Source organism: Sphingobium salicis subsp. salicis, assembly GCF_049472635.1.
Taxonomy (GTDB): domain Bacteria; phylum Pseudomonadota; class Alphaproteobacteria; order Sphingomonadales; family Sphingomonadaceae; genus Sphingobium; species Sphingobium yanoikuyae_A.
Genome location: NZ_JAYRCS010000001.1, coordinates 4,946,390 through 4,971,883, shown reverse-complemented (window position 1 = coordinate 4,971,883; position 25,494 = coordinate 4,946,390). Strand labels below are relative to the sequence as shown.

28 protein-coding genes are annotated in these 25,494 nt (G+C 65.3%); 15 read left to right on the top strand and 13 right to left on the bottom strand.

The annotated features are described in order from the left end of the window. Window positions 1-5 precede the first annotated feature (5 nt). A complete protein-coding gene (locus tag VHN57_RS24050) occupies window positions 6-896 on the bottom strand; it encodes a DUF3617 domain-containing protein (RefSeq protein WP_278985388.1) in 891 nt (296 codons plus the stop codon). 122 nt (window positions 897-1,018) lie between these two features. Here VHN57_RS24050 and VHN57_RS24045 point away from each other — a divergent pair, with 122 nt between their 5' ends. Beyond that, a complete protein-coding gene (locus VHN57_RS24045) occupies window positions 1,019-2,317 on the top strand; it encodes an amino acid permease (protein ID WP_278985389.1) in 1,299 nt (432 codons plus the stop codon). An 18-nt stretch (window positions 2,318-2,335) separates the two neighbouring features. Here VHN57_RS24045 and dnaJ read toward each other — a convergent pair whose 3' ends face one another. Beyond that, window positions 2,336-3,475, bottom strand: coding sequence for a molecular chaperone DnaJ (gene dnaJ / locus VHN57_RS24040; protein ID WP_169863027.1), 1,140 nt, complete (start codon window positions 3,473-3,475; stop codon window positions 2,336-2,338). A gap of 103 nt (window positions 3,476-3,578) precedes the next feature. Beyond that, entirely contained in the window at window positions 3,579-5,477 is a 1,899-nt protein-coding gene (dnaK, locus tag VHN57_RS24035) for a molecular chaperone DnaK (protein WP_004210200.1), read from the bottom strand. Between the two features lie 177 nt (window positions 5,478-5,654). On the opposite strand from dnaK, the gene VHN57_RS24030 reads away from it, so the two are divergent. Together VHN57_RS24030 and VHN57_RS24025 are read left to right on the top strand one after the other, a co-directional pair. Next, complete coding sequence (locus tag VHN57_RS24030; protein ID WP_278988495.1) at window positions 5,655-6,140, top strand: copper chaperone PCu(A)C; 486 nt, start codon at window positions 5,655-5,657, stop codon at window positions 6,138-6,140. Further along, window positions 6,137-6,601, top strand: a complete 465-nt coding sequence (locus VHN57_RS24025) for a vgr related protein (RefSeq protein ID WP_278988497.1) — start codon at window positions 6,137-6,139, stop codon at window positions 6,599-6,601. Before VHN57_RS24030 ends, VHN57_RS24025 begins: the two co-directional genes overlap by 4 nt. A 9-nt stretch (window positions 6,602-6,610) precedes the next feature. Here VHN57_RS24025 and VHN57_RS24020 read toward each other — a convergent pair whose 3' ends face one another. The 4 genes from VHN57_RS24020 to sdhC all read right to left on the bottom strand — a co-directional run bounded on the left by VHN57_RS24020 (window position 6,611) and on the right by sdhC (window position 9,897). Beyond that, the gene (locus VHN57_RS24020) at window positions 6,611-7,237 is read right to left on the bottom strand and encodes a hypothetical protein (protein WP_423285896.1); all 627 of its coding nucleotides are present in this window, start codon (window positions 7,235-7,237) and stop codon (window positions 6,611-6,613) included. Window positions 7,238-7,361: 124 nt separating this feature from the next. Further along, window positions 7,362-9,176, bottom strand: coding sequence for a succinate dehydrogenase flavoprotein subunit (gene sdhA, locus VHN57_RS24015; RefSeq protein ID WP_010339302.1), 1,815 nt, complete (start codon window positions 9,174-9,176; stop codon window positions 7,362-7,364). Further along, window positions 9,176-9,565, bottom strand: a complete 390-nt coding sequence (gene sdhD, locus VHN57_RS24010; RefSeq protein WP_004210192.1) for a succinate dehydrogenase, hydrophobic membrane anchor protein — start codon at window positions 9,563-9,565, stop codon at window positions 9,176-9,178. Before sdhD ends, sdhA begins: the two co-directional genes overlap by 1 nt. Further along, window positions 9,565-9,897 (bottom strand): succinate dehydrogenase, cytochrome b556 subunit, encoded by a 333-nt coding sequence (gene sdhC / locus VHN57_RS24005; RefSeq protein ID WP_004210189.1) that lies wholly within the window; start codon window positions 9,895-9,897, stop codon window positions 9,565-9,567. The genes sdhD and sdhC overlap by 1 nt, the downstream gene beginning before the upstream one ends. 274 nt (window positions 9,898-10,171) lie before the next feature. Between sdhC and VHN57_RS24000 the strand changes: the two genes are divergently transcribed. The 3 genes from VHN57_RS24000 to VHN57_RS23990 are packed head-to-tail and all read left to right on the top strand — an operon-like array spanning window position 10,172 to window position 13,252. Further along, entirely contained in the window at window positions 10,172-11,464 is a 1,293-nt protein-coding gene (locus VHN57_RS24000; protein ID WP_004210187.1) for a methyl-accepting chemotaxis protein, read from the top strand. Between the two features lie 39 nt (window positions 11,465-11,503). Continuing rightward, window positions 11,504-12,502 carry a 50S ribosomal protein L11 methyltransferase gene (locus tag VHN57_RS23995; RefSeq protein ID WP_278984869.1) on the top strand — a complete coding sequence of 333 codons (999 nt, stop codon included), beginning with the start codon at window positions 11,504-11,506 and terminating at the stop codon, window positions 12,500-12,502. A gap of 30 nt (window positions 12,503-12,532) precedes the next feature. Next, window positions 12,533-13,252 carry a dienelactone hydrolase family protein gene (locus tag VHN57_RS23990; RefSeq protein WP_278984867.1) on the top strand — a complete coding sequence of 240 codons (720 nt, stop codon included), beginning with the start codon at window positions 12,533-12,535 and terminating at the stop codon, window positions 13,250-13,252. Here the strand turns inward: VHN57_RS23990 and VHN57_RS23985 are convergent. The 3 genes from VHN57_RS23985 to VHN57_RS23975 are packed head-to-tail and all read right to left on the bottom strand — an operon-like array spanning window position 13,249 to window position 16,370. Beyond that, entirely contained in the window at window positions 13,249-14,613 is a 1,365-nt protein-coding gene (locus tag VHN57_RS23985) for an amidase (RefSeq protein WP_278984866.1), read from the bottom strand. The two genes, VHN57_RS23990 and VHN57_RS23985, sit on opposite strands and share 4 nt — an antisense overlap. A 39-nt stretch (window positions 14,614-14,652) precedes the next feature. Further along, entirely contained in the window at window positions 14,653-15,783 is a 1,131-nt protein-coding gene (locus VHN57_RS23980) for a M14 family metallopeptidase (protein WP_278984864.1), read from the bottom strand. After that, window positions 15,780-16,370 carry a DUF4136 domain-containing protein gene (locus tag VHN57_RS23975; protein ID WP_004210178.1) on the bottom strand — a complete coding sequence of 197 codons (591 nt, stop codon included), beginning with the start codon at window positions 16,368-16,370 and terminating at the stop codon, window positions 15,780-15,782. The genes VHN57_RS23980 and VHN57_RS23975 overlap by 4 nt, the downstream gene beginning before the upstream one ends. Before the next feature lie 196 nt (window positions 16,371-16,566). On the opposite strand from VHN57_RS23975, the gene ykgO reads away from it, so the two are divergent. Beyond that, window positions 16,567-16,692 carry a type B 50S ribosomal protein L36 gene (gene ykgO / locus VHN57_RS23970; protein ID WP_004210176.1) on the top strand — a complete coding sequence of 42 codons (126 nt, stop codon included), beginning with the start codon at window positions 16,567-16,569 and terminating at the stop codon, window positions 16,690-16,692. Window positions 16,693-16,876: 184 nt separating this feature from the next. Here ykgO and pyk read toward each other — a convergent pair whose 3' ends face one another. Further along, window positions 16,877-18,349: a pyruvate kinase gene (pyk, locus tag VHN57_RS23965; protein ID WP_010339297.1), complete on the bottom strand. Its 1,473-nt coding sequence runs from the start codon at window positions 18,347-18,349 to the stop codon at window positions 16,877-16,879. Window positions 18,350-18,453: 104 nt separating this feature from the next. On the opposite strand from pyk, the gene VHN57_RS23960 reads away from it, so the two are divergent. The 7 genes from VHN57_RS23960 (at window position 18,454) to VHN57_RS23930 (ending at window position 21,802) form a co-directional block, all read left to right on the top strand. Continuing rightward, the gene (locus tag VHN57_RS23960; RefSeq protein WP_278984861.1) at window positions 18,454-18,753 is read left to right on the top strand and encodes a DUF1244 domain-containing protein; all 300 of its coding nucleotides are present in this window, start codon (window positions 18,454-18,456) and stop codon (window positions 18,751-18,753) included. A 178-nt stretch (window positions 18,754-18,931) separates the two neighbouring features. Further along, window positions 18,932-19,174, top strand: coding sequence for a DUF2312 domain-containing protein (locus VHN57_RS23955; protein ID WP_004210171.1), 243 nt, complete (start codon window positions 18,932-18,934; stop codon window positions 19,172-19,174). A 124-nt stretch (window positions 19,175-19,298) separates the two neighbouring features. Next, window positions 19,299-19,625 carry a heavy metal-binding domain-containing protein gene (locus VHN57_RS23950; protein ID WP_004210170.1) on the top strand — a complete coding sequence of 109 codons (327 nt, stop codon included), beginning with the start codon at window positions 19,299-19,301 and terminating at the stop codon, window positions 19,623-19,625. A gap of 94 nt (window positions 19,626-19,719) precedes the next feature. Next, window positions 19,720-20,463 (top strand): YebC/PmpR family DNA-binding transcriptional regulator, encoded by a 744-nt coding sequence (locus VHN57_RS23945; RefSeq protein WP_004210169.1) that lies wholly within the window; start codon window positions 19,720-19,722, stop codon window positions 20,461-20,463. A gap of 84 nt (window positions 20,464-20,547) precedes the next feature. After that, complete coding sequence (gene ruvC, locus VHN57_RS23940) at window positions 20,548-21,039, top strand: crossover junction endodeoxyribonuclease RuvC (protein ID WP_004210168.1); 492 nt, start codon at window positions 20,548-20,550, stop codon at window positions 21,037-21,039. 25 nt (window positions 21,040-21,064) lie between these two features. Further along, window positions 21,065-21,295: a DUF2188 domain-containing protein gene (locus VHN57_RS23935; protein ID WP_097385819.1), complete on the top strand. Its 231-nt coding sequence runs from the start codon at window positions 21,065-21,067 to the stop codon at window positions 21,293-21,295. A gap of 69 nt (window positions 21,296-21,364) precedes the next feature. Next, the gene (locus tag VHN57_RS23930; RefSeq protein ID WP_037515798.1) at window positions 21,365-21,802 is read left to right on the top strand and encodes a response regulator; all 438 of its coding nucleotides are present in this window, start codon (window positions 21,365-21,367) and stop codon (window positions 21,800-21,802) included. Here VHN57_RS23930 and VHN57_RS23925 read toward each other — a convergent pair. Further along, on the bottom strand, window positions 21,747-23,264 hold the full coding sequence (locus VHN57_RS23925; RefSeq protein WP_017499321.1) for a PAS domain-containing protein: 1,518 nt from the start codon (window positions 23,262-23,264) through the stop codon (window positions 21,747-21,749). The two genes, VHN57_RS23930 and VHN57_RS23925, sit on opposite strands and share 56 nt — an antisense overlap. Then, a complete protein-coding gene (gene murA, locus VHN57_RS23920; protein ID WP_278984857.1) occupies window positions 23,257-24,540 on the bottom strand; it encodes a UDP-N-acetylglucosamine 1-carboxyvinyltransferase in 1,284 nt (427 codons plus the stop codon). Before murA ends, VHN57_RS23925 begins: the two co-directional genes overlap by 8 nt. A gap of 208 nt (window positions 24,541-24,748) precedes the next feature. Between murA and VHN57_RS23915 the strand changes: the two genes are divergently transcribed. Further along, on the top strand, window positions 24,749-25,486 hold the full coding sequence (locus tag VHN57_RS23915) for a Crp/Fnr family transcriptional regulator (RefSeq protein ID WP_278984856.1): 738 nt from the start codon (window positions 24,749-24,751) through the stop codon (window positions 25,484-25,486). The last annotated feature ends 8 nt before the right edge of the window (window positions 25,487-25,494 follow it).

The following is a 25,494-nucleotide window of genomic DNA, read 5'->3' as shown; positions in this document are numbered from 1 at the left end:
CAGGCTTAATCCCGCCCTGCCGCGCCCTCGGGCCGGGAGGGCGGGCATTCGCCGATGCGACGGCCGTTGAGCAGATAGCGCGTTTCGTCGCGAAAGCGCTCCATTTCGGTCGTCGCGAGCATCACTCCCTCGATTGTCTCGGCGGACAATATCGCACTCAGGCGCATGTCGGTGCTGCCATAGCGCGACGGACAGGAGCGGGTGACACTCAGCCGCCCCTCCTCCACCTCCATGCGCGCCATCATGCAGCCCTTGAGCCCCTCACGCTCGAAATGATCATCGACAAATTGCTGCAGCATCTCCGCATCGCTGCGGCTAAGGCATAGCTGATAGCGATAGCCCGGCGGTGCCGGCGGCACACCACCTGGCCGTCGGGCACCGATGACCTTCCACCCCACCATCTGGCTGAACATCCGTCCCTTCTCTATCTCCCACAGACCCGGCCTGATCCGGTAGCGCGATCCGGTCACGAGGATGTCCGCATCCCGCTCGGCCGGCGGCAGGTTGATCTGCGGACCGGGCAGCGCGACCGAAGCGACCGGTTGTCGCGCCTGCTCCAGCGCAGCGGGACGAACGAGGACCACATCCTCCGCCTCCATATCCGCATCGACCAGCGCCGCGATCCGGTCGCTGACGCAGGCCTGTGCCTCGCGCCGTCGGCCATGACCATCGGCGACGCACTGGCGCACGAATTCACACATCGCCTGATCGACCCGATCCTCGCCGCTGCTGCGCGTGATCGTGCAGCGGACGAGGTCGCGGCCGCGCACATCATAGTCGATACCGACCTTGCGCAGCTTGGCGGCAGTGACCACGATCGGATCGTCGGCATCGACCGCATTCAGCAGCGATGACAGGGAGAGAAGCATCAACGCGCCTGTTGCGATCGGTCGCATGTCCCGCCTCTCCTGCTCTGTCCTTGGCCAAGGATCACCCGAAGCGCGCCGCCATGCAAGTCCGAACGAAGGCGCAACGATCCGCTCTGGCCCTGCACCCTTTTCACCGATAGACAGGGGCGATGAACAGCCCGCCGCCGGCACAGGATGTGATCCCCCACCGCCCGGTGCGGACGCTGGGGCTGGCCGCCTGCATCGCGCTCGTCATGGGCAATATGATCGGATCGGGCGTGTTCCTGCTGCCGGCCGCACTCGCGCCCTTCGGCTGGGATGCGGTCGCCGCCTGGGTCTTCACCATCGCCGGCTCCTTGATCCTGGCCTTCGTGATCGCCCGGCTGACCGTCGCCATGCCCGACGCCAACGCCGCGCAGATGAGCGCCCGCGCCTATGGCCCGCTGGCCGGCTTCGCGATCGGCTGGATCTACTGGCTGTCGATCATCATCACCAATGTGACGATCGCGGTCGCGGCCACCGCCAACCTGTCCAGCCTGTTGCCGGCGCTGAACCGGCCGGGCATGGGCGCGCTCTGCTCGATCGGCTTCATCTGGCTCACCACCGCGATCAACCTGCGCGGCGCCCATGCCGCCGGCACGGCGCAACTGGTGACGACGATCATCAAGGTTATTCCGATCCTGGTCGTGCTGGTGCTGCTGGCGCTGACGATCGGGCGCGGCACGGCGGAAATCGTGCCCTTCCCGGCCCAGGGTTTTACCGGCAGCGGCATCACGGCAGCGGCGGCACTGACGCTGTGGGCCCTGCTCGGTTTCGAATCCGCCTCGGTCGCGGCCGACAAGGTCAAGGATCCCGCCCGCACCGTGCCGCGCGCGACGATGATCGGCACGGCGGTCACCGGCCTTCTCTACCTGTTCGTCTGTTCCGGCATCGCCCTCACCCTGCCCGGCGCCGAAAGCCAGACCGGATCGCCCTTCGGCGCCTATGTCACCCATTATTGGTCGGCCGGCCCCGCCAGCCTGATCGCGACCTTCGTCGTCATCAGTTGCCTCGGCGCGCTCAATGGCTGGACCCTGTTGCAGGGCGAGGTGCCGCTGGCGATGGCGCGCGCGGGCGAATTGCCGGCCTGGCTGGCGGGGACGGATGCACGCGGCACGCCGGTGCGCGGACTGATACTGTCCAGCATCCTTGCCAGCCTGCTGCTGGTCGCCAACAGCCTGCAGGGGCTGGTCGCTTTGTTCACCGCCATGGCGCTGCTCGCGACATCGGCGACCCTGTGGCTTTATGTGGGTTGTGCGCTGGCCGCGCTGCGATTGCGGATTGCAGTTCCGGCCGCAGCGGTCGGCCTCGCCTATGCCTGCTGGACTTTATGGGGCGCGGGCCTCATTCCCAGCGGCGCCAGCTTCCTGCTGATGGCGGGCGGCCTGCCCTTCTACTGGTGGGCGCGGCGCACCAGCGCCACGCCCTGACCAGCCAAGTGGGGAGGATCAATCCCCCCACAATTCCTTGAGCTTGCCGAAGAAGCCGCTCGATTGCGGGCATTCCTCGCCGGTCTCGGTCTCGCGGAAGGCTTCGAGCAGTTCGCGCTGCTTGGCCGTCAGCTTGGTCGGCGTCTCGACATCGACCTGGACGACCAGGTCGCCCTGACCGCGGCCGTTCAGCACCGGCATGCCGGCGCCGCGCTGCTTGATCTGCTTGCCCGACTGGATGCCGCTCGGAATCTTGATCTCATGCCGCTGGCCATCGAGGCCCGGCACTTCGATCATCCCGCCCAGCGCCGCCGTCGTGATGCTGACCGGCACGCGACAGAATAGCGTGGTGCCATCCCGTTCGAAGATGCTGTGCCGCTTCACATGCAGGAAGATGTAGAGGTCGCCCGCCGGCGCGCCACGCGCGCCGGCCTCGCCTTCGCCCGACAGGCGAATGCGGGTGCCTTCGTCGACGCCCGCCGGGATATTGACCGACAGCGTCTTGGGCCGATCGACCCGGCCTTCGCCGCGACAGGATTTGCAGGGGCTTTCGATCACCTGGCCCGCGCCATGACAGCTGGGGCAAGTCCGCTCGACCACGAAGAAGCCCTGCTGTGCCCGCACCTGGCCATGGCCATGGCAGGTGCCGCAAGTCTTGACCCCGGTGCCCGGCTGGGCGCCCGACCCTTCGCAGCTATCGCAGGCGGCCGACACCTCGATCTGGATCTCGGTCTTCTTGCCATGATAGGCTTCGTCCAGCGAGATTTCGAGATCATAGCGCAGGTCCGCGCCGCGGCGCTGCTGCTGGCGTCCGCCACCACCGCCGCCAAAGCCGGCCTGGCCAAAGATCGTCTCGAAAATATCGCCAAGGTCGGAGAAACCACCGGCACCGCCGTGGAATCCGCCGCCGCCGCCGCCCTGTTGCTGCTGCTTGAACGCGGCATGACCGAACCGGTCATAGGCCGCCCGCTTCTGCGGATCCTTCAGGCAGTCATAGGCTTCAGAAACAGCCTTGAACTTGGCCTCGCTGTCGGTGCAGCCCCCGGTCTTGTCCGGGTGATATTTCATCGCCAGCTTGCGATAGGCGCTCTTGATCGCGGCCCCGTCGGCTGTGCGTTCTACTTCGAGCAGTTCGTAATAGTCGATTTCGGTCGTCATCTCGCCCTCGGCGCGCACGGTCCCCGGCCTCGCTCCGAACGGATGCACTGGTCAGAAACCAGCCTGTCCGCCCGAAGCGAAGTCGAGGAGCGTTTCATGGGGCTTACGCCTTGTTGTCGTCCACTTCGGAGAATTCGGCGTCGACGACGCCGTCATCGGCCTTCGGCGCTTCGGCCTCCGGCGAGGCTGCAGCAGCCTGCTCCTTCTCGTAGATCGCCTGGCCCAGCTTCATCGCGACGGTCGCGAGTTCCTGCGCCTTGGCCTTCATGGCTTCGGCGTCGCCGCCTTCGATCGCCGACTTGGTTTCGGCGATCGCGGCTTCGATCTCGCCCTTCAGCGAAGCGTCGACCTTGTCGCCATGTTCGGCCAGCTGTGCCTCGGTCGTGTGGACCAGGCTTTCGGCGTTGTTCTTGGCTTCGGCCGCTTCACGACGCTTCTTGTCCTCTTCGGCGAAGCGCTCGGCATCCTTGACCATCTGGTCGATGTCGGAGTCGCTGAGGCCGCCCGAGGCCTGGATGCGGATCTGCTGTTCCTTGCCGGTGCCCTTGTCCTTGGCGGACACGTTGACCAGGCCGTTGGCGTCGATGTCGAAGGTGACTTCGATCTGCGGCACGCCGCGCGGTGCCGGCGGGATGCCGACCAGGTCGAACTGGCCGAGCAGCTTGTTGTCCGCCGCCATTTCACGCTCGCCCTGGAACACGCGGATGGTCACCGCCTGCTGATTGTCGTCGGCGGTCGAATAGACCTGCGACTTCTTGGCAGGGATGGTGGTGTTGCGATCGATCATGCGGGTGAACACGCCACCCAGCGTCTCGATGCCCAGCGACAGCGGAGTCACGTCGAGCAGCAGCACGTCCTTGACGTCGCCCTGCAGCACGCCGGCCTGAATGGCGGCGCCCATGGCGACGACTTCGTCCGGGTTCACGCCGGTGTGCGGTTCCTTGCCGAAGAATTCCTTCACGGCTTCGCGCACCTTGGGCATGCGGGTCATGCCGCCGACCAGAACGACTTCGCTGATTTCGCTGGCGGTCACGCCGGCGTCGGCCAGAGCCTTCTTGCAGGGCTCCATCGTGCGCTTGATGAGGTCGGCGACCAGACGCTCCAGATCGGCGCGGGTGATCGTCTTCACCAGATGCTTGGGACCATTCTGGTCCGCGGTGATGAAGGGCAGGTTGACTTCGGTCGACTGGGCCGAGGACAGCTCGATCTTCGCCTTTTCAGCGGCTTCCTTCAGACGCTGGAGGGCCAGCTTGTCCTTGGTAAGGTCGATGCTCTCGGCCTTCTTGAAGTCGGCGGCCAGATATTCGACCAGCTTGGCGTCGAAATCCTCGCCGCCCAGGAAGGTGTCGCCGTTGGTCGACTTCACTTCGAACACGCCATCGCCGATTTCCAGGATCGAGATGTCGAAGGTGCCGCCGCCAAGGTCATAGACGGCGATGGTCTTGCCGTCCTGCTTGTCGAGGCCATAGGCGAGCGCGGCCGCGGTCGGCTCATTGATGATGCGCAGCACTTCCAGGCCCGCGATCTGGCCGGCGTCCTTGGTCGCCTGGCGCTGGGCGTCGTTGAAGTAGGCGGGAACGGTGATGACCGCCTGCGTCACGGTTTCGCCCAGATAGCTCTCGGCGGTTTCCTTCATCTTCTGCAGGATGAAGGCGCTGATCTGCGACGGGCTATATTCCTCGCCACCGGCCTTGACCCAGGCGTCGCCGTTCGGGCCCTTCGCGATGTCGTAGGGGACGAGTTCCATGTCCTTCTTGGTCATGGGATCGTCGAAGCGGCGGCCGATCAGGCGCTTCACCGCGAAAATCGTGTTGTCCGGATTGGTGACAGCCTGGCGCTTGGCCGGCTGGCCGATCAGGCGCTCGCCATCCTTGGCGAAGGCGACGATCGACGGCGTGGTGCGCGCACCTTCCGCATTCTCGATCACCTTGGGCTTGCCGCCGTCCATCACAGCGATACAGCTGTTGGTCGTGCCAAGGTCGATACCGATAACTTTTGCCATTTGTGTCCTCTTTGAACCCCAAAATAAATTCAGCGGTTGACGGCCCAATACCTCACGTAAGCGCCAAGGCAAGGCCGGTTTGCGCAAGGGATATAGGCGCGCTTTCGCTTGGCACAAGGATCAGGCGCGATTAGTCAGGCATTGACCGGAAACGAGACAGTCACGGAGCCCTGATCCATGCGTGCGCCCCTTGCCCTTATCGCCCTCGCCGCGCCGCTGGCCCTTGCCGGCTGTGGCGACCCTGCGCCGAGCTATGTCGACCAGGCCTGGGTCCGGCTGTCACCCAACAAGGATACGCCCTCGGCCGGCTATTTCGTGGCGCATGGCGGCGATGCCGGGGTGCAGTTGCGCGGGGTGATGACCGACTATGCGCTCAAGGTCGAGATGCATGAGAGCGTCGGCAAGGACGGCATGATGTCGATGCAGCCGATCGAAAGCGTCGATGTGCCGGCCAAGGGCACGGTCGCGTTCGCGCCGGGCGGCAAGCATCTGATGATCTGGGGCGTCAACGATACCGCGATCAGCCGGGGCAAGATGCAGCTTACCTTCCTGATGTCGAACGGCGACCGGTTGCTGGTCGATGCGGTGATCCGCAAGCCCGACGGCAGCGCACCAGCGGCGCCTGCTGCGGGCAATGCGACGGACGAGCATAAGGCGCATTGACCAGCCGCCCGCTGACACTTGAGGAGGCCGCGCTCGCCCGGACGATGTTCGGTGACGCGATCGCCTATGACCGGGTGCGCGTCCACAACCGGAAATGGTGGCCCTTCCAGCCGCGCGCCGTGACCATGGCGCCCGACGGCGACCTTTGGTTTCATCCCGAAGGCGGCCTCTTCTGCGACGATTTCTGCGCCAGCCCGCTCAGCCTGCAGGGCCTGTTCATCCATGAGATGACTCATGTCTGGCAGGCGCAGCGGTCGGGCAAATATTGGCTGCCGCTGATGCGTCACCCCTTCTGCCGTTATGACTATGCGATCGAGCCGGGCAAGCCCTTCGCCCGATATGGCATCGAGCAGCAGGCCGAGATCGTCCGCCATGCCTTCATCCTGCGCCAGGGTGGCCGGGTGGAAGGCAAGCCAGGGATCGCGGTTTATCGGGCGCTGTTGCCTTTTGCCATGACCTGATCGCTCCCCTCATCCCCCATGGCCGCTGCGGCAACCGTCGGGGACGACGCTGCGGCTGAGCGAGGCGGTGGAGAAGATATCGGCTTCGGGCAGGTTGTGGCTGTAGGTGAGGACCGCGCTGGTCAGCCGCTCCGTCGCGTCGTCATTGGCGTCATGGATCGTCGCCGCGATGATCGCGCCGTCGTCGAGCACATCATAGGTGCGCAGATTGCCGTCATCGGCCACCGCGATGCGGGATACGGGGCCATAGCGACCGCCGGTCTCCCGCCCCAGAAATTCCTTGGCGACCAGCTTGCGATTGGCGTTGACGCCACAGGCGGCCGCCGCGAGCGACGGCGAAGTTGACACCTCACCAGTGCGCACGTCGAGATGCTGGGCCTCCCCGGTCGCGCAATTGGCGATAATCCGGTCGCGCGGGGTTTCGACCCGGTGACGGTCGCCCTGATGATATTCGGCCGCCCATTCCTTGAGCTGCACTTCCTCGCTGGGCGTCACCACATTCCAGGTGCAGACCGCATATGTCGCTTTCGTTGTCCGCGTCAGCGCGAGCACCGCGTCCACATCTTTAGGGGGAGCCGCCGCCGTCAGCAGCAAGGGCAGCAGGATCATCCCCTGACGTCCAACAGGTTTCCGCATCGCCGGCACCTCCTTGATCGATCGGCACCCAAGCTAGAGCCTGATCGCGCGCGCGCAATGGGCAAAGAAAAAGGGCGGACCAGATGGCCCGCCCTCTTCGGATTCCCGGCATGATGCCAGAGGCTTAATATACGCGCGCCTTCGGCTTGATATACTCGGCCTCGTCGGTCATCGTGTAGTCGTGGACCGGACGATAATCGAGCGTCACCTTGCCGCCCGAACCACCCCAGCCTTCGAACCAGCTGATGGTGTGCTTCATCCAGTTTTCGTCGTCGCGGTTCGGGAAATCCTCATGCGCATGGGCGCCGCGCGATTCCTTGCGGGCCTCGGCGCCTTCCATCGTGCAGATGGCCTGGCTCATGAGATTGTCCAGTTCCAGCGTCTCGATCAGGTCGGTGTTCCAGATCAGCGAACGGTCGGCGATCTTGACGTCCTGCAGGCGCTTGTTGACCGCCTGCATCTTGACGACGCCGTCGGCCAGCAATTCGCTGTCGCGGAACACGGCGGCATGCTTCTGCATGGTGCGCTGCATGTCCATGCGGATGTCCGCCGTCGAGGTGGTGCCGTTGGCGTTGCGGTAGTGATCGAGGCGCGACAGCGCCAGATCGGCCGCATTGGCCGGCAGCGGCTTGTGCGGGGTGTTGGGCTTGAGATTGTCCTTGAGGAACAGGCCGGTTGCGCGGCCGAACACGACAAGGTCGATCAGCGAGTTGGAGCCAAGGCGGTTCGCGCCATGGACCGACACGCAGGCCGCTTCGCCGACCGCGAACAGGCCCGGCACCACGACTTCCGGATCGTCGCCGACCTTCGTCACCACCTGGCCATGATAGTTACAGGGGATGCCGCCCATATTGTAATGGACCGTCGGGGTCACGGGCAGCGGCTGGCGGGTCAGATCGACACCGGCAAAGATCTTGCCGCTTTCGGTGATGCCCGGCAGGCGCTCGGCCAGAACCTTGGGGTCGATATGGTCGAGGTGCAGGAAGATATGATCCTTGTGCTCGCCGACGCCGCGGCCCTCGCGCATTTCCATCGCCATCGAACGCGACACGACGTCACGCGACGCCAGATCCTTCGCCGACGGGGCATAGCGTTCCATGAAACGCTCGCCTTCGGAATTGGTGAGGTAGCCGCCTTCGCCGCGCGCGCCTTCGGTGATCAGCACGCCCGCGCCATAGATGCCGGTCGGGTGGAACTGGACGAATTCCAGATCCTGCAGCGGCAGGCCGGCGCGCAGCACCATGCCGCCGCCGTCGCCGGTGCAGCTATGGGCCGAGGTGGCCGAGAAATAGGCGCGGCCATAGCCACCCGTCGCCAGCACAACGGCGTGGCTGCGGAAGCGGTGGATGCTGCCATCTTCCATGCAGATGGCGATGACGCCGCGGCATTCCTTGCCGTTCGGGCCATCTTCCATGATCAGGTCGATGGCGAAATATTCGATGTAGAAGTCGGCGTCATACTTCAGGCTCTGCTGATAGAGCGCGTGCAGCATGGCGTGACCGGTACGGTCGGCGGCGGCGCAGGTGCGCTGCACCGGCGGGCCGGCGCCCATATTCTGCATGTGGCCGCCGAAGGGACGCTGATAGATGGTGCCGTCCTGGTTGCGGCTGAACGGCACGCCGGCATGTTCCAGCTCGATCACCGCCGCCGGTGCTTCACGCACCATATATTCGATCGCGTCCTGGTCGCCCAGCCAGTCCGACCCCTTGACGGTGTCATACATATGCCAGGTCCAGTGGTCGGGGCTGTTGTTGCCGAGCGAGGCGGCGATGCCGCCCTGCGCCGCCACGGTGTGGCTGCGGGTCGGGAACAGCTTGGTGATGCAGGCGGTCTTGAGACCCGCTTCGGCGCTGCCCATGGTGGCGCGCAGGCCCGAGCCGCCGGCACCCACGACGACGGTGTCGTAGGTATGGTCGATGATCTTGTAGGCTTCGCTCATTACTTGACGACCCCGATGAAGGCGATCTTGGCGATCGCGAAGACGCCCGCGGCAGCGCCGGCATAGGCATAGAAGTTCAGCAGCAGCATCGAGAAGAAGGCCAGGCCCTTGTCGTGGACATAGTCCTCCAGCATGACCTGCATGCCCAGACGCAGATGCATGAAGATGCTGACGACCATCAGCATCAGCGGCACGGCGACCAGCGGATTGTGGATCCAGTTGACCACGCTCTCATAATCGAGGCCGGGCAGCGCGATCAGGCTGAAGAGCAGCCACAGCACCAGCAGCAGATTGCCGATGGCGGTGTAGCGCTGTGCCAGCCAGTGGTGCGCGCCATGCTTAGCCGAGCCAAGACCGCGGACGCGGCCAATTCCGGTTCCGGTACCCATCAGAATTTCCCCAGGCAGATCGCGGCCCAGAAGGCGGCGGTGGCGATGGTGGACAGCACGAAGGTCAGGATCGACCAGGTCTTGCTGGTCTTCAGGTCATAACCCGCGCCCATGTCGAGCACGAAGTGACGCAGACCCGAGAAGAGGTGCTGGAAGAAGAACCAGGACAGGCCCGCCATGACCAGATAGCCGATCGGCGAGGTCGCGCAGGTGACGAAGGTGGCATAGGCTTCCGGGCCGGTCGCGGCGGCCATCAGCCACCAGATGAGGCCAAGAGCACCAGCGGTGGCCAGGCCATTGCCCGTCACGCGGTGAATGATGGAGACGGCCATTGCCGGCCCCCATTTCCAGATCGTCAAATGCGGCGAGAGCGGCCGGCTTGTGGTTCGCGCCATGTCTACCCAGGTCCCTGCTATGTCCTTTGAGTCCGCTCCCCTTAGGAGCGAAGACGCCGAAGGGCAAGCCGCGCGGACCATGTCGATGCGCGCGCCCAAATAAGAAGTGATTAACCAAATGGCGCTATCACCGCCTGGTTCGTCCTGACACCTATTTGGGGTTCTGCAATCCATGACTTCCGCCACCACGCCCAGGAACGCCATCGCCCAGATGCTGGCCGAAGTGGACCCCCGCGGTGATCTGGCCCGTGGCATGGCCGAAATCGAGCAGCTGGTTGCCGACGATGCGGTTGTCGCGGCGCGCACCTTCTTCTCCACCTATATGGACAGTTCGGGCCTGCGAAACCGGTTGCAGCCCACGACGCTGGCGAAGATCGAGACCGCCGCGCATGAATATGTCCGCCAGAAGCTGCGCCATTACAGCGCCGGCGATTGGGCGCTGTCCTCCACCGCCTGCGTCCGCCACGCCCGCAAGCACGGCATTTCCGTGCGCGGCGTGCTGCTGCCCGTCGCCGCGGCCAACGAGAAACTGACCGATATCATCTGGGAACGCGCAGCCGACGACGCCACCCGGCGCCGCCTGGTCGACATCATGGCGCAGGTCGGCATGGTCGATGCCGGTCTGATGGCCAATGTGATCGCGATCGATGATGCCGAAAGCCAGCGCAATGCGCGCCAGCAGTTCGGCGTCCTGTTCGAACAGCGCATCATGGGCGAGATCGACGGCGCGTCGCAGCTGGGCGAATCGCTGCGCGAACAGGCCAAGGATGCCTCCGCCGCGACCCGCGGCATGCTGGGCAAGGCGTCGGAAGTCGCCGCCGCCGCCGAACAATCCGCCCTTGCGATGCGCGAGGCCGCCCGCACCTCGGCCGGCCTGATCCGCGCCATCGAGGACGCGCGCACCGAAGTGGAAAGCGCCGCCGAAGTGGCACAGCGCGCCGCGTCGCAATCGGGCGACGCCGTTTCCATGTCGGCCACCCTGTCGGACCATGCCAAGTCGATCGAATCGATCCTGGGCCTGATCCGCGACATTGCCGGCCAGACCAACCTGCTGGCGCTCAACGCGACGATCGAAGCCGCCCGTGCCGGTGACGCCGGTCGCGGCTTTGCCGTGGTGGCGCAGGAAGTGAAGAGCCTGGCCAACCAGACCGCCCGTGCCACCGACGAGATTGCCGGCAAGATCGCCGCCATCCAGGCATCGACCCGCCAGTCGGTGGAGACCAACGAGCGCATCCGCGACACCGTCGGCGAAGTGCAGGCCAGTGCCCAGCGCATCCGCCACGCCATGGACGCCCAGGCCCAGACCGTGACGATGATCACCGCCGCCGTCGACGAGACCGCGCTGGCCGCCGACTCGATGTCGACCACCATTTCGGCGATCCGCCAGGACACCGAAGTGGTCGCATCGGAAATCGACCAGCTGGAACGCGGCTTCATGAGCGTCGAGGGCAAGCTGTCCAGCCTGCGGCATGCCTCCAGCGACTTCGGCCGCCAGGTCGCCTGACCCTTTTCCTGCCGCTGCCGCTGGTCTAAAGGCGGCGGCATGAATGATGTCGCTGCGCCAGCCGCCCAGAGCTGGAAAGTCACCCTGCCCTGCACCCGCGCCGAAGCGGAGGCGCTGGACGGGGACATCGCCGCCTTCGCCCTGATGGAGCATCCACCGGTGCTGATGACCAGCGAGGCGGAGCCGGACGACGAGAATAAGTGGCAGCTCGACGCCTATTTCGAAGGCAAGCCGAGCCCGGCGGCGATCAAGCTGCTCAAGACCCTGGTGCCCAGCGCATCGGGCATCAAGCCGCAGGTCGAGGCGCTGCCCGATGAGGATTGGGTGACGATGAGCCAGCAGGGGCTGGAGCCCGTCACCGCCGGCCGATTCCATGTGCGCAATGTCGCCAGCGCCCCCGAACAGCCCGGTCATGTCAATTTCCTGATCGAGGCGAGTCGCGCCTTTGGCACCGGCCAGCATGAGACCACCGCCGGCTGCCTGGCGATGATCGACCGGATGCGCAGCGTCGGCATGCGCTTTCGCAATGTCGCCGATATCGGCACCGGCACCGGCCTGCTCGCCTTTGCCGCGATGACATTGTGGCCGCGCGCGCATGCGATCGCATCGGACATTGATCCGGTGGCGGTCGACATCAGCCGCGAGAATGCCGTGGCGAACGGCATTGCCCTGGGCGGGGGCGCCGGCCAGTTGGCGCTTTGCACCGCCGCCGGCGTGGATCATCCCGCGCTGGTCGGGCGCGCGCCCTATGACCTGCTGATCGCCAACATATTGGCCGGGCCGCTGATCGAGCTGGCGCCCTCGCTTTGCGCATTGGTGGAGGATGGTGGCACGATCGTGCTCGCCGGCCTGCTCAACGAACAGGCCGATGCGGTGATCGCCGCCTATCGCGCGCAGGGCATGCGCCTCGCCGAACGCAGCGATCGCGGCCATTGGCCGACTTTGCGCCTGCGCAAGCGCCCGCAGATCGGCTGGAAGCGCCCCCGCCGCATCAATGCCGCCGCACGTGGCGAAGCCCCCGGCTTCGGCAGCATCTGACTTTTCGACTTATCCACAGGAGACGTTTTCATGGCCCTCACCCGTCAGACGATCATCCATGACGGTCCGGGCGGCCCGTTCGAAAGCGTCGCCGTGGTCGACGATGCCGCCGCCGGCCCGGTGCCGGGCATCCTGCTGGTTCCCAATGTCCTGGGCACCAAGGAAGCCGACTTCCTCTATGCGGAGAAGGTCGCGGCGCTGGGCTATGCCGTGCTGGTCGCCGATGTTTTCGGGCAGGGCAAGCGGACCACCCGCGAGGATCCCGATGCCGGGCGCTACATGAACGAACTCAACGCCGACCGCGCGCTGCTGCGCAACCGGATGCTGGGCGCCCACGCGCTGCTCAAGGATATGCCGGCGGTCGATGCCGCCCGCACGGCCGCGATCGGCTTCTGCTTCGGCGGCAAATGCGTGCTCGACCTGGCCCGCGCGGGCGCCGGCATTGCCGGCGGCGTCAGCTTCCACGGCGTCTATGAGGCACCGCCCTTCCCCAACGCCACGATCACCGCCAAGCTGCTGGTCTGCCATGGCTGGGAAGACCCGATCGCGCCGCCCGAGGCGACCGTCGGCCTGGCGAAGGAACTGACCGAGGCGGGCTGCGACTGGCAGATCCATGCCTATGGCCATACCGGCCACGCCTTCACCGACGAAAGCGTCCATATGCCCGAAAAGGGGCTGGCCTATAGCGCCGATGCCGACCGCCGCAGCTTCCGCGCGATGGTGAATTTCCTCGACGAACTGTTCGGCTAAACCGCCAGCAGCTTTTCCACCGCTGCCGCGATCGCGAACAGGCGCCGGTCCTGCCCGGCCCGCGCCATCAGCATCAGGCCGACCGGCAGGCCGCCCTCGCGCGGCAGCGGCAGGGAAATGGCGCACAGGTCGAAGCTGTTGCCGAGGCCAGTATTGCGCAGCAGCAGCCGGTTGCGGGCGACGAAGGCGTCGGCATTCGCCACCTCGGCCTTGGTCGGGGCGACGATCGGCGTGGTCGGCAGCACCAATATGTCCAGTCCGGTCAGGCGCGCGTCCATCGATCGCACCAGCGCGGCGCGCTCCACCAGCATCTGCCGGTGGCGTTCGGGCGTCACGTCACGGCCTGCCTGCATCCGTGCCAGCACGATCGGATCGAAATCCTGCGCACGGGTCGCGATTCGATCGCGATGAATGGCATAGGCCTCGACCGAGGCGATCGGCACCGGCGACTGGAGCGCCTGCATCGCGTCGAATTGCGGGAAGACTTCGTCGCTGAGCGTCACGCCCGCCTTGCCCAGCCGGGCCAGCGCATCGGCGAAACGCGCCGCAACGGTCGCGTCCAGATCGGCCAGCGGCAAGCCCTGGGGAATGCCGGCGCGCAGCCCCTTGAGCGGCGCGAGGTCAAGCCGGCGGGGCGCCTCGCCCGCCAAGATCGCATCGGTGCGGAAACAGGCGTCGACACTGGTCGCGATCGGCCCGATCGAATCGAGCGTGGGCGAGAGCGGAAAGGCGCCGTCGGTCGGCACCCGCGCCTTGGTCGGCTTGTAGCCGACGACGCCGCACAGCGCGGCGGGAATGCGGCAGGAACCGCCGGTATCGGTGCCGATCGCGATCTCGCACATCTGATCGGCCACCGCGACGCCGCCGCCGCTGGTCGATCCGCCCGGCACGCGGGCCCGGTCGGCCGGATTGCCCGGCGTGCCATAATGGGGATTGGCGCCGACGCCGGAAAAGGCGAATTCGACCATGTTGGTCTTGCCGACGATCACCGCGCCGGTCTGCTTGAGCCGGGCAACGACCGGCGCATCGACGGTGGCGGGCGGGGCATCGGCCAGGATCAGCGAACCGGCGCGGGTCGGTTCACCCGCGACATCGAACAGATCCTTGATGCTGACGATCGCGCCGTCGATCGGCGAAAGCGGCGAACCGGCGCGGGCATCGGCCGCGTCCGCCGCCGCCCGCGCGCTGTCCACATAGAGGGTGAGGTAGGTGCGTCTGCCCTCTCCCGCCGGGTCGGCAATGCGCGCAAGCGCTGCTTCCAGACGCTCGCGCGACGGGCGGGATTTGGCAATGGCCGGCGCGCCGACGGTGCCGAGCGCCATGGCGCCACCGGCGCCGTGCAGGATCGTCCGTCGCGTCACGCCGCCATGCTCCATCTATTGCCCCCCCGATCAGCCCGGTCAGATATCCTCGATCATCTCCGCCAGCACCGCCAGGCAATCCTTGCCGAGCTGCGCCGAACGGGCCGGCGACCAGCCGAAATCGGCGTCGGGCAGATCGTCATTATCCTTGAATGGCATTTCCAGCGTCATCGCGACCGCGCCGAAGCGTTCGGCCAGCTGATTGGTCGACATGGCGAGATTGGCCTTGCCGCCGCTCGCCACCGGATAACCGAGGCGCGTCTGGAAATCGGGCGTGCGGGCCGCCAGCGTGTCGCGATAGCGATGATAGAGCGAGAGCTGCCGGTCGGTGATCGAGGGAATGCCCTCGAAGCCGGCCAGGAACACCGCCGGAATCGCCTCGTCGCCATGCACGTCCATGGCGAAATCAACGCCGGTCTCGTCCATCGCGGCGCGGACCAGATAGACTTCCGGGCTCTTGTCCATCGACGGCTCATGCCATTCGCGGTTGAGATTGATGCCCGCCGCATTGGTGCGCAGATGACCGCGCCGGCTGCCGTCGGGATTCATGTTGGGGACGATGTGGAAGGTCGCCTTCTGACGCAGATAGCGCGCCACCGCGTCCTCGTCGTCGGTCAGCCGCTCCAGCGCGCCTTCCATCCACCACTCGGCCATGCTTTCGCCGGGATGCTGGCGGGCATAGAGCCAGACATTCTTGGGGCCTTCGCCGACGCTCAGCATGTCGAGCGGCTGGCCGTCCAGCGTCAGGCCGAGTTCGCGATGCTCGACGCCCGGCTGGCACGCGGCCCAGGCGACCAGATCATGATGGCGCTCCATCGAATAGGGCGCGAAATAGGCAAGCCAGACGGCATTGCTGTCGGGCGAGAGGCGGATCGTCAGCGTGCCGTCTGCATAGTCGGTATCGGCCTGAAGCCAATTCTCGCGATCCTCGCTCATCCGCGCCTTGTAGCCCGGCCAGCCGTCGGGATAGGCCGAGCCCGCGCAGTTCACGATCGCCAGTTCCACTTCGCGTCCGGCGGCGCCCGCCAGACGGAAATGGAACCATTGATAGAAGTCGCTGTCCTTGTCCTTGACGATTTCCAGCTCGGCGCGGACGCCGTCGGGAGTGTCGGTGATGGAAAGAACGCGGATGTTGCCGCTGTCGAAGGCGCTCGAAATGGAGATGGTCATTTGACCGTTATAGTGCGCCCGGATTCGCCCGGATAGCCCCCGAGGAGGGCGGCAGCGAGCTTTTGCGCGACGGCGCGCGGCTGCGACTCGGGCGTGCCTTCACGCGATTCGGTCGAGGCGCGGCCTTCCCAGATGGCGGCCTGATCGCTGCGACGGCGAATCTGGATCTGCAATTCGGTGGAGACGATATCCTTGGGCTTGCCCGACAGGTTGATGCCGACGCCCAGCCCCAGGCCGGAATAGCCGCCACTGCCCAGCGCCCCGCCAACGCCGACGCTGACCGGCTTGTCATTGCGCGCGGTGCCGGTCGGGCGGAAGCTGCGGCGGAAGCCGACTAGCGCGACATAGTCGCTGCCTGCATCGCCCGCATTGGTGAAGCCGACCCGCTGCAACTCCTGGCTCACCGCCCCGGCATAGGTGCGGAATTCGAGGCCAACGTCCGGATTGCCGGGGATTTCCTGTACCGCGATCGATCCGGTCTGTGCCGGGCTGCCATTGTGGAATCGCGTCACCTCCACCGACGGCACCGTCGCGCAGGCGGCGAGCGACAGGGCAAGGCAGGAGGAGAGGATGATCTGTTTCAACATGCGATTGCACTCCAACGGGACTATGTCCAACACGCCGCCGACATAGCATTCCCTTCCAACGGGTGAAGCCATGACTTGGCTGCATGCAGGATGAACGGTGGCAAAAGGCGGTGGCCTGCGCTTGACTTTCGGCCGCCTCCCCCATAGGGGCTGCGCTTCGATTTTTCCAATCAGACATGATTCCAGAAGGCTGACAATGAAGATCCGCAACTCGCTCAAGTCGCTCAAGGGCCGCCACCGGGACAACCGCGTGATCCGTCGTCGTGGCCGGACCTACGTCATCAACAAGACCAACCGTCGCTTCAAGGCCCGCCAGGGCTAAAAGCGCGGACGGATCGGCTCGCCGATCCTCCGGACCTTCCAAAGGTCTTATTGAGCGCCCGATCCCATGGATCGGGCGCTCAACGTGTTGGCGCGGCATTTTCACGCGAATCGATTCGCGGCCATGAAAAAAAGCGCGGCCGCCCGAATGGGGCGGCCGCGCCGAATCGATCATGCCAAAGCCGTCAGGCCGGCAGGCTGGGTGTCTCGTCGCGCCCCTTCAGCTCGTCGCCGCGCACGGTCGCCACATGCAGCACATTGGTCGAACCGGGCGTCCCGAAGGGCACGCCGGCCAGCACCACGATCTTGCCGCCCTTGGCGCTCATGTCGTGGCGCAACGCCATGCGGCGCGCCTTGCCGATCATTTCCTCGAAATTGCCGATATCCTTGGTGCGGATCGCATGGACGCCCCAGGTCAGGCCCAGCTTGCGCGCGGTATCGGATCGCGGCGTCAGCGCCAGGATCGGTGCAGACGGCCGCTCGCGCGCCACGCGGCGCACGGTGCTGCCCGATGAGGTGAAGCAGGTGATGACGCTGGCGCCGACGACCGGCACGATGCCGGCGGCAGCCTCCGCCAGGGCGTCGGCGGTGGTCGGGTCGGGCCGCGTTTCGGTGAAGTGCAGACGGGCGAAATAGCCCGGATCGCGCTCCACGCTATGGGCGATGCTGTCCATCATCGACACCGCCTCAACCGGCCAGTCGCCCGCCGCCGTTTCGGCCGACAACATGATCGCATCGGCGCCGTCATAGACCGCGGTCGCCACGTCCGACACTTCGGCGCGGGTCGGGGTCGGCGCCTTGATCATCGATTCGAGCATCTGGGTCGCAACCACCACCGGACGGCCCATGCGGCGCGCGGTGGCAACGATCTGCTTCTGCAGCGGCGGCACCGCCTGCGGCGGCAATTCCACGCCCAGATCGCCACGCGCGACCATCACGCCGTCGGCCATCTCGATAATCTCCTCCAGCCGCTGCACGGCCGAGGGCTTCTCGATCTTCGCCATCAGCGCGCCATGGCCGCCCATCAGCTTGCGCGCCTCGGCCAGATCCTCGGGCCGCTGCACGAAGCTCAAGGCGATCCAGTCGCAGCCCTGATCGACCGCGAAGCTGAGGTCTCGGCGATCCTTGTCGGTCAGCGCCGGCACCGGCACGACCACGTCAGGCACATTCACGCCCTTGCGGTTGGACAGGGTGCCGCCGATTTCGACGATGGTGTCGATTCGCGTGTCCGTGACGGCCTTCACCCGCAGCACCAGCTTGCCGTCATCCAGCAGCAGCCGGGTCTCGGGGACCAGCGCGGCATAGATTTCGGGGTGCGGCAGGTTCACGCGCTCAACGGTGCCCGGCGTGTCGTCCCGATCGAGGACGAAGGGCGCGCCGGTCTCCAGCACCACCAGCCCCTTCTCGAACGTGCCCACGCGCAGCTTGGGGCCCTGAAGGTCGGCCAGGATCGTGGTCGGCCGGGAAAATTCCTTTTCCAGCTCGCGGATCGTGGCGATGCGGGCGGCATGATCCTCATGCGCGCCATGGCTCATATTGACTCGAAAGGCGTCGGCACCCGCGACAAACAATGCGCGGATCATCTCTGCGCTCTCGCTGGCGGGACCGAGGGTCGCGAGAATGCGAACCTTGCGCGAGCGGGGCGATAGTCGTGTCATGTCTTCTCCTGGCCGTATTGATCGCCTCTGGCTTGCCAGGGCGTCGTTATCGATTATCCGTGCTGCACGACAGGATGATGTAGATTAAGCGAAAGGTTCCGCCTGTGTCCGCTACCATACTCAGTGACGCCGTCGCTGCAACCGCCTTCCGTCGGCTGATCGCGCATTTGCAGCATCGGACCGACGTGCAGAATATCGACCTGATGGGCACGGCCGGCTTCTGCCGCAACTGCTTGGCCGACTGGATTGCCGAGGCGGACGGCAATCTGAACCGTGACGAAGCCCGCGCAATCGTCCACGGCATGCCCTTTGCCGAATGGAAGATCCGCCATCAGAGCGAGGCGACGCCCGAGCAGATCGCAAAGATGCAGGAGAGTGTGGCGAAGAACGCGGACAACCACTAAGCTTTGGCATTAGGCTTCGGGCGACCCTGCCGGATCAGCTTGGAGTGCATTTCGCAACCCGGCATTTCTCAATTAGAGCCTGATTCACGGTATCGGCGGACACGCAAAGCGCTTCCACCTCAACCGATCAGGCTCTAGGAGCATCCGCCAACCGATTCACACTGACACGGAGATTCCCATGAGCGAGGGCAATATCGCAGCCGACCAGCTGCGCCTTCTGATCGAGCGCATCGAGCGCCTGGAAGAAGAAAAGAAGGGCATCGGCGACGACATCAAGGACGTCTATCTGGAAGCCAAGGCGACCGGTTACGACCCCAAGATCATGCGCCAGATCATCCGCCTGCGTAAGATGCAACCGCATGACCGCCAGGAAATGGAAGCGATCCTGCAGACCTATCTGTCCGCGCTGGGCATGGAATAAGGCGGTCCACGCCTTATTCCCGACCGGTGCAAGCCACCGGACCTTGCCGAGGGGTGCTGTCGACCTACATCTGGTCCAGCCCCCCTCGCGCCAGGGGCGCCACCAAAATGAGAGGACGCCCTTTATGACCGACATCATCGTCAGCACCACCAGCCGCCTCGAAGGCCGTCCCGCCCAGGATTATCTGGGCATCGTCACCGGCGAAGTGATTGTCGGCGCCAACCTCTTCCGCGACCTGTTCGCCAGTGTGCGCGACATCGTCGGCGGCCGATCGGGCGCCTATGAGGATGTGCTGCAACGCGCCCGCAGCGAAGCGATCGAGGAGATGCAGGGCAATGCCCGCAAGCTCGGCGCCAATGCCGTGGTCGGCGTCGACCTCGACTATGAGGTGATCGGCGCCAATGGCTCCATGCTAATGGTCTCCGCCTCGGGAACCGCGATCCGCTACTGATCGCCGCGCCTGCGCCATCCTCTAGCGTTGCAGGATGGCGACGCGCTCGCTAGAGAGCGCGCTTCGGTTTCACAGAAAATGTCAGGAGAAGGCCGTGGCCGGCCATTCCAAATTCAAGAACATCATGCATCGCAAGGGTGCGCAGGACAAGAAGCGCTCGTCGATGTTCTCCAAGCTGTCGCGCGAAATCACCGTCGCGGCCAAGATGGGCATGCCCGATCCGGACATGAACCCGCGCCTGCGCCTGGCGGTCAACGCCGCCAAGGCCCAGTCGATGCCCAAGGACAATATCCAGCGCGCGATCGACAAGGCGATCGGCGGCGACATGGAGAATTACGAGGAAATCCGCTATGAGGGCTATGGCCCCGGCGGCGTCGCCATCATCGTCGAGGCACTGACCGACAATCGCAACCGCACCGCGACCAATGTCCGCACCGCCTTTGCCAAGAATGGCGGCAATCTGGGCGCATCGGGCGCGGTGAGCCATGGCTTCGACCGCCTGGGCCTCATCACCTATCCCGCCAGCGCCGGCGATGCCGACGCAGTGTTCGAAGCCGCGCTGGAAGCGGGTGCGGACGATGTTTCGTCGAACGAAGACGAGCATGAGATCTGGACCGCGATGGACGCGTTGCACGAAGTCGCCAAGGCGCTGGAAGCCAAGCTGGGTCCGGCAGAGGGCGCCAAGCTCGCCTGGAAGCCGCAGACCACGCTGGAAGTCGACGAAGCCAATGCCGCAACGCTATTGAAGCTGGTCGACACGCTGGAAGATGATGATGACGTCCAGACCGTCTGGGGCAATTATGAAGTCTCCGACGCGGTGATGGAGAAGCTGGGCTAAGATGCCCGGCTCCCGTTCGCTTCGGGCGAGATCGCGCAGCGCCGATGCGCGCCGGCCTTGCCCGATGCGGACGATCCTGCACCCATGATCATACTTGGCCTCGACCCCGGCCTCGGCACCACCGGCTGGGGCCTGATTGCCGCCGATGGCAATCGCCTGACCCATGTCGGCAACGGCCAGATCAAGACCGACAGCGCGATGTCGCTGGCGACGCGACTGATGGCGCTCGATCTGGCGCTGACCGACCTGATCCTCGAACATCGGCCCGATGGCGCCGCGGTCGAGGAGGTGTTCGTCAACGTCAATCCGCAATCGACGCTGAAGCTGGGCCAGGCACGCGGCGTCATCCTGCTGAATGCCGCGCGGTCCGGCATGGAAGTGGGCGAATATGCCGCCCGCCTCGTCAAGAAATCGGTCGTCGGCGTCGGCAACGCGTCGAAGGACCAGGTCCATGCCATGGTCCAGCGGCTGCTGCCCGGCGCCAAGATCGTCGGCTCCGACGCGGCCGATGCCCTTGCGGTGGCGATCACCCATGCCCATCATCTGGCGAGCGCCCGGCGGATGCCCGCGCGCTGACCTGCCATCGGAGACCATCGCGACCATGACCGACCTGCCCCACGCCCGCTACATCATCGTCCCGCATGACGGCGCGTGGAAGATCAACCTCAACAACAGCTATTACGGCCCCTTCGCGACGCAGCAGGCCGCGATCGACAGCGCCACCGAAACGGCGAAGAAGGCAGCGGCAGGCGGCTATCCCGCATCGGTCCTGCTGATGAACGGCACCGCGTTCGACACGGCCTGGAGCAGCATCGAAAACGACGACACCTGATTTTTACATATTTCGGGAACTCTTCGTCCCTTTCCGCATTTATCGACACCAGCATAAGCGGGCGCAGGGATGAGCAAGAAGATTCTGATCGTCGAGGACGAGATTTTCGTCGCGTTGGAAATCGAACAGATTGTGCAGGATGCCGGCTTCGATGTCGGCGGCATCGCGGCCGACCGCGAGGCGGCGATGGCCGCCGCCGAATCCTGCGACATCGCCCTGGTCGACCTCAATCTGCGTGATGGCCCCACTGGTCCTGCCATCGGCATGGAATTGGCCAGCCGCTTCGGCATCAAGGTCATCTATGTGACCGCCAATCCGGCGCAGATTGGCACGGCGTCCGTTGCGGCGCTGGGCGTCGTCACCAAGCCCTTCCGCGCGCAGAGCATTGCCCAGACCGTGCGCCTGGCAGCCACCGAAGCAGCCGACCTCGCCACGGCGGAAATTGCCGGCTTTACGCCCTTCCCGCCGCAGCGCGGTGCATCGAGCGTCGCGGTATCCGCAGGCTGAGCCGAAGCCCTTCGGGGCACCATTGCCGTTCGAGTTGACCACCCAGCTGACGCTCGACGCTGAGCGCGATCAGGCGACTGCCAAAGCCTTCGCTGGCGATCGGCGCCACACTCGGTCCGCCCTCTTCGCGCCAGTCGAGCCGGATATCCTCATCCTGCGTCACCACATGCAGCGCGATAAAGCCATCGGGCGTCGATAGCGCGCCATATTTGGCGGCATTGGTCGCCAGTTCATGAAACAGCAGCGCCAGCGGCGTCGCCGAGCGATCATCGATCGGCGGATTGTCGCCCGACAATTGCAGTCGTTCCCGGCCGCCATAGGGCGCAAAAATCTCCTCCAGCACGCCATGAAGCGACGCCTGCTCCTCCGCCATGCTGACGCCGCCGCCATGGGTGCGGACGAAGTCATGCGCCCGCCCCAGCGCCAGGATACGGTCGCGCAGGTCGTCCGCCCCTTCCTGCATGCCCGGACGCTCGCGCGCTGACAGGCCAATGAGGCCGGCAATGACGGAAAAGATATTCTTGATCCGATGCGACAACTCATGCGCGATCATCTCGCGCTCTTCGAGCATCAGCTTCTGTTCGTGAATCTCGGTGCAGGTGCCGATCCAGCGGATGATCTGCCCCTGCGCGTCACGGATTGGCAGGGCGCGCCCCAGCGTCCAGCGATAGAGGCCGTCGCGGTGCCGCAGCCGATATTCGATTTCATAGGGATCGCCGCTCGCCAGCGAATGGCGCCATTTCTCCCAGGCCTTGGGCTGGTCATCGACATGGAACATGCCGTTCCAGGCATCGCCATCGGTCGATCCGGCCGGCACGCCGGTATATTCATACCAGCGCGCATTATAATAATCATGATAGCCGTCCGGCAGGGTCGACCAGACCATTTGCGGCATGGTGTCGGCCAGGGTGCGGAACATGCGATCGCTGTCCGCCACCGCTGCCGCGTCGAGCCGCTGCTGGGCGATGACATCGCGATCGCGGCGGCGTCCTTCCAATTCCACCATCACCTGCCGCGCCAGAAGCGATAGCCCCTGGCGCTGCAGCGGGGTCAGATCATCGCGCGGCACCGTGTCGATGACGCAGAGCGCGCCCAGCGGCTCGCCATCGCCACCGACCAGCGGCGCCCCGGCATAGAAGCGGATATGCGGCGCACCGGTGACCAGCGCATTGTCGATGAAACGCGCATCCTGGGTCGCGTCGGGCACGACGAAGATATTGTCGCCCAGCATGGCCAGCGCACAGAAGGAGACGTCACGCGGCGTCTCCTCCGCATCCAGCCCGACCCGCGCCAGAAAGCGCTGCCTTACATCCTCGACAATGCTGACGAGCGCGATCGGCGCCCCGCATAGTTGCGCGGCGAAGCTGGTGATATCGTCAAGGGTACGGAAACCGCCGGCGTCGAGATCATAAAGCGCCAGCAGCGCCGCCCGATCCGTTGCCAGGCCGCGTCCGTCAGCCATCGCTGACCCGCTCGATGTCGGCGCCGACGGCCGAGAGCTTTTCCTCCAGCCGCTCATAACCGCGATCGAGATGATAGACGCGGCTGACGATGGTCTCGCCTTCGGCAGCAAGGCCGGCGAGGATCAGGCTCATCGAGGCGCGCAGATCGGTCGCCATCACCGGCGCACCGACCAGTTTGTCGACGCCACGCACCACGGCGGTGCGGCCGTTGACGTTGATGTCGGCACCCATGCGCGCCAGTTCAGGCACATGCATGTAGCGATTTTCAAAGATCGTCTCGGTCAGGACCGACGCCCCCTCCGCCTTGGTCAGCATCGCCATGAACTGCGCCTGCATGTCAGTCGGGAAGGCCGGGAAAGGCGCAGTCGACAGGGTCAGCGGCTTGAGCTTGCCGTCGGACGAAACGCGGATGCCGTCGCGATGCTCGTCGACCTGCACGCCAGCGTCGCGCAGCGCGGCCAGGATTGCGTGCATGTCGTCGGCATTGGCGCCGATCAGGTCGAGCGAACCGCCGGTGATCGCCGCGGCGCAGGCATAGCTGCCCGCCTCGATACGATCGGGCATGACGCTGTAGGTCGCGCCGTGGAGACGATCGCGGCCATGGATCACCAGCTTGTCGGTGCCCACGCCCTCGATATCGGCGCCCATCGCGATCAGCAGCTTGCAGAGATCAACAATCTCCGGCTCGCGCGCGGCATTTTCCAGGATGCAGGTGCCCTTGGCAAGCGAGGCCGCCATCAGCGCATTTTCGGTCGCACCGACCGACACCACCGGGAAGGTATAGATGCCGCCGGGCAGGCCGCCATCGGGCAGGCTGGCGCGGACATAGCCGGCCGCGATCTCGATGATCGCGCCGAAGGCTTCCAGTGCCTTGAGGTGCAGGTCGATCGGCCGGTTGCCGATCGCGCAGCCGCCGGGCAGCGACACCCGTGCCTCGCCGGCGCGGGCGAGCAGCGGGCCGAGCACCAGGATCGACGCGCGCATCTTGCGCACGATGTCATAGGGCGCCTCGGTCGAGGTCACGCGACCGGCGCGCATCGTCATGACGCGGCCGAAATCCTCCGGACGGGCGCCCTCGATCATGGTCGACACGCCAAGCTGGTTGAGCAGATGGCCGAAGCTGTCGACGTCGGCCAGGCGCGGCAGATTGCGCAGCGCGACGGGCTCGTCGGTCAGCAACGCGCAGGGCAGCAGCGTCAGGGCAGCGTTCTTAGCGCCGGAGATGGGAAGGCGGCCATTGAGTTGCTTGCCGCCGCGAATGTGAATGCGGTCCATTGGCTAGGTTTCATAGCGTCTATTGCGCGCCGTGCAAGGCGCGCGCGCGGTCGTTCGGCGTGAAAAACGGGCAGGGACGGGCGCGGCGGAAGACTATTTTCGCGGATCGCCGCAACCTTGATCGAGTTTAGTGCGCCTTGCCGAAATGCAGCCAAAAGGAGGTTGGGGCGTTCTGCCATCGTAACAACAATTTCAAGAAGAAGGTGTATTGGTGGCGACGAGCTGTTTCGCGGAAAGACTGGCCAAGACGGTTCCCCTGTCCGACGCAGAAAAAGCAGCATTGGCTCGGCTGGAAGAAAATCCCCGCAAGATCAAGCGTGGGGCAATGATCCAGCGCGTCAATGAGACGATCACTGAGTTGTTCGTGCTGCGCGAAGGTCGGGTCATGAGCTATGTCATCCTGCCCGATGGCAGCCGCCAGATATTGCGCGTCTACTTCCCCGGCGATTTCATCGGTTCGGCCAGCACCATCTACAGCAAGGCACCGGAATCACTGGTCGCCCTGTCGGACGCCATCGTCTGCCCGTTCGACAAGCATGCGCTGCGCCGGCTGCTGGAGGAATATCCCCGCGTCGCTGCCCTGCTGTTCCTGTTGTCCAATGCGGAGCGGGTGGCGATGACCGACCGGCTTGCCTCGCTCGGCCGCACATCGGCCAGGGCGCGGGTCGCCTCCTTCCTGCTCGACATGTTCGACCGGCTGCGCGTCACGGACGACAGCATCACCGACAGTTTCGACCTCAAGCTGACGCAGGAAGAGATTGGCGACGCGATCGGCCTGACGTCGGTTCATGTGAACCGGATGATCCGACAGATGGAGCAGGAAAAGCTGATCAGCCGCGCCAATGGCCGGATCACGCTGGTCGACATGGCCCGGCTGGAAGAGATCGGCCATTATACCAACCGGCACAAGCATATGGACCTGGACTGGCTGCCCGCGATGAACTGACGCGCCGC